The organism is Streptomyces alkaliphilus, from assembly GCF_014141535.1.
Lineage (GTDB): Bacteria > Actinomycetota > Actinomycetes > Streptomycetales > Streptomycetaceae > Streptomyces > Streptomyces alkaliphilus.
Window position 1 is genome coordinate 1 of the sequence record NZ_VKHT01000594.1, and the last position, 3,285, is coordinate 3,285.

Here is a 3,285-nt window from a genome sequence, read left to right on the forward strand (position 1 = left end):
GGAACACCCGGGAGGCCGGCACGGGCCCGGGGGTCGCTCACCCCGGCGGGGAACGTCGCAGGACGGAGGAGAGCGCGCCGATGAGCTCCACCTGGTGGTCCGGGGTGACCGCCAGACGGTGCAGGGCCGCGCCGCACCGATCGCGTTCCTCCGAGATCGTCCGCCGCACGCATTCCTCCAGTAGTTCGCCGGCACGGCGACGCACCGAGGCGGCCCGGGCGGGGCCGATCAGGGCGGCCAGCGCCTCGGCGGCCGGGCGGGAGTCGCGTCCGCCCAGCAGCGCCACCGTCAACAGGGCGGACGCCTCACCCGCGTCACAGGGGGGCCGCTCCTCCCCCGGGGGCGGGGAGCGGCGGCGGACGACGACCCTCAGCGGGCCGGCCGCCAGTGCGGCGGCGGCCTCCTCCTCGGCCAGCTCCTCCAGACAGCGGCGGAGCCGGCGGACCGTCACACCCAGCCGTTCGCGGACCGACGGGAAGGGCTCGGCCTCCCGGGAAGGGGCCGCGGGCTCCCCCCGCCACGCGGAGACGGTCCGCTCGTCGGCGGCCACGACCGCCTCGGCGAGCAGTCCGGTGAGGCCGTCGACGAGGGAGTCGATCACCTCGTCGCTGCTGCTGTCGTCGGGAAAAGCCAGCCAGTGGGCCCGGGCCTGGCCGGTGAGCAGGTCACCGGCCTCCAGCCGGGCGCGCACCCGCTCCGCCGCATCCCGGTGGGCGGCGTTCAGCTCCCGGTCCAGCCGCCCCGCCGCTGCCGCCTGGGCCGCCGCCGCGGCGGCCAGCGCGCCGATCCGCGGGCGCAGGGCGCGCAGCGTGCCGATCGCGGTGCCGGAGGCGGCCACCGCGCGGGCGGCGGGGTCCCGGGCCCGGGCGGCCAGCCACTCGCGCAGCGGGGCGACGGCGCTGGCCGGCAGCACCCCGTACCCGCCCCTGGCGGACTCCGGGAGTTCGGGCACGGTGAAGCGGGGGATCGAGCCGAGACCGGCGCGTTCCAGCAGGGCGGCGTAGTGCCGGGAGATCTCGGGGGCGTGCTGATGCGGCACCCGGGCCAGGACGGTGGCCAGGACGACGCGGGCGTCCCGGGCGCTGCGCAGCAGGTTCCAGGGGACGGCGTCGGCGTACCGGGCGGCGGTGGTGACCAGTACCCAGACATCGGCGGCGCAGATCAGGTCGGCGGCCATGTCCCGGTTGCGGGCGATGAGGGAGTCGATGTCGGGCGGGTCGAGGAGGGCGAGGCCGGGCGGCAGGGATCGGGTGGTCTCCACGGCGAGGGCGGGCCGACCGTCCTCGGCGTGCGACGGCGGGGGCATCGGTGCCTGCTCGTCGTCCTCCTGACGGGGCATCCACACCCGACCGAACTGCGGGAGCACCCTGGGGCCCGCGAACCAGTGGTGGTCGTCCGGGTGGCAGACCAGGACCGGGGTGCGGGTGGTGGGCCTGAGGACACCGGCCTCGGAGACCCGGCGGCCGACCAGGGAATTGACCAGGGTGGACTTGCCCGCGCCGGTGGAGCCGCCGATGACGGCCAACAGCGGGGCGTCCGGCTCGCGCACCCGGGGCACCAGGTAACCGTCGAGTTGGGCGAGGAGTTCCGCGCGCGAACGCCGGGCCCGCTCGGCCCCGGGAAGGGCCAGCGGGAAGCGCGCCGCGGCGACGCGTTCCCGCAGTGCGGTCAGCGCCTCCACCAGTTCGGGCCGTGCCTCCAAGATCGCCACATGCGAAGAATGCCCAATTTTGGGCGAATTATGAAGCATATTCGGCGGAACGCGCCCGAATCCGTGCAACCGACCGCTCTCACCGGCATAACGAGTGCGCAACACCCCCGGCCGGCGGCGTCCAAATCGCTGCACCGCCGACGGCCGCCCGGGATCATCGGGGCTGCTTCACCGGATCTCCACACCCGCGTGTGGTGGTGCGGCACGGCCGCAGCCCGGACACATCCCCCGGAGCCCTATCCTGTGCGCGCAGGGCCGGGGATCTCGTCCGCGACCGATATCGGCCCCCGTAGCTCAGTGGACAGAGCAGGTGCCTTCTAAGCACTTGGTCGCAGGTTCGAGTCCTGCCGGGGGCGCCATCGGCCCACTGCCGAACGGATCGCGTTTCCACGGACCGGACGGCCCTTTCCATCCCTCCGGAGCCGCCGGGACCCACCGCCCTTCCGGAGCCGGGAGTCCGGTGGGTGCCGGCCGAAACGGGGCGCCGGCGGCCGACCGCGACCATGCCTTCCCGGCACCCCACCCCGATCTTCACCCGTGGGGAGGAAAGCCGTGTCCGTCGAGGGGCGAGGGTGCGAGGTGAGGGTTCCCCGGGCGTTCGCCGAGGCGACGATCCGGCGCGAGGGTCCACCGGGCGAGGCGTGGGTCCACCGGCTGCCGGCCCCCGTCGCCGACCTGCTGCGGACGTGGAACCTCACGGTCGACGGGCCGGGCCGAAGACGGCCCGCACGGGTTCACTCCCGCTCCCGGACGATCGCGAGGGAGGTCTCACCGCTCTCCCCCGGGACCGGAGCCCGGCAGATTTCGGAAGTGCCGGTTCACGCCCTCGCCACGTGCACGGCCATACCGGCGAGCACGGTCCCCATCACGTACCGCTGCAAGCGCAGCCAGGTGGGGCGACTCCGCAGGAAGGAGGAGACGGAACCGGCGGTGACCGCGATGAGACCGTTCACCGTCACCGCGATCGTGATCTGGATGAGCCCGAGAAGGAGACTCTGCACGGCCACGGAACCCCGTCCCGGATCGATGAACTGCGGCAGGACGGACACGTAGAGGATGGCGATCTTGGGATTGAGCAGATTGGTGACCAGCCCCATGGTGAAGAGCTTCCGTGGCCGGTCGGGAGGCAGCGGGCGGGGGTCGAGGGCCGAGGTGCCGCCCGGCCGGAGCATGGTCCAGGCAAGGTGGGCGAGGTAGAGCGCGCCCGCGATCTTGACCGCCGTGTAGGCGGCCGGCACATGGGCGAAGAGGGTGGCGATCCCCGCGGCGGCGGCGATCAGGTACACGAGGAAGCCGGTGGCCACGCCCAGCAGGGAGATCAACCCGGCCCGACGCCCCTGAACCACCGAACGCGAGACCAGGTAGACCATGTTCGGGCCGGGCGTCAGGACAAGTCCCAGGGCGAGGAGGGACATTCCGATCACTGCCGATGTGCTGATCAACTCTGTTCACGCCCCTCTCGACGGTCCGGCTCACCGCCGATCCCGGACATCGGTGAAGCGGGACCGCCGTATACGACGCTCCCGGAAGGACCGCCCCGGGAATCGGGACACCCCACCCCCGCCGCGCCCCTC

General features: G+C 73.7%; 2 protein-coding genes and 1 tRNA gene. 1 reads left to right on the forward strand and 2 read right to left on the reverse strand.

The annotated features are described in order from the left end of the window. Positions 1 to 37: 37 nt before the first annotated feature. Positions 38 to 1,750 carry a dynamin family protein gene (locus tag FNQ90_RS17190; RefSeq protein ID WP_182607198.1) on the reverse strand — a complete coding sequence of 571 codons (1,713 nt, stop codon included), beginning with the start codon at positions 1,748 to 1,750 and terminating at the stop codon, positions 38 to 40. Positions 1,751 to 1,994: 244 nt separating this feature from the next. Between FNQ90_RS17190 and FNQ90_RS17195 the strand changes: the two genes are divergently transcribed. Next, positions 1,995 to 2,070, forward strand: a tRNA-Arg gene (locus FNQ90_RS17195). A 459-nt stretch (positions 2,071 to 2,529) separates the two neighbouring features. On the opposite strand, the gene FNQ90_RS17200 is transcribed toward FNQ90_RS17195, so the two are convergent. Beyond that, positions 2,530 to 3,153 (reverse strand): LysE family translocator, encoded by a 624-nt coding sequence (locus FNQ90_RS17200; RefSeq protein ID WP_182607199.1) that lies wholly within the window; start codon positions 3,151 to 3,153, stop codon positions 2,530 to 2,532. Positions 3,154 to 3,285 lie beyond the last annotated feature (132 nt).

Coding starts and splice junctions, on each gene's coding strand:
- FNQ90_RS17190 (WP_182607198.1), bottom strand. CDS start 1,750: ATGCTTCATAATTCGCCCAAAATTGGGCATTCTTCGCATGTGGCGATC.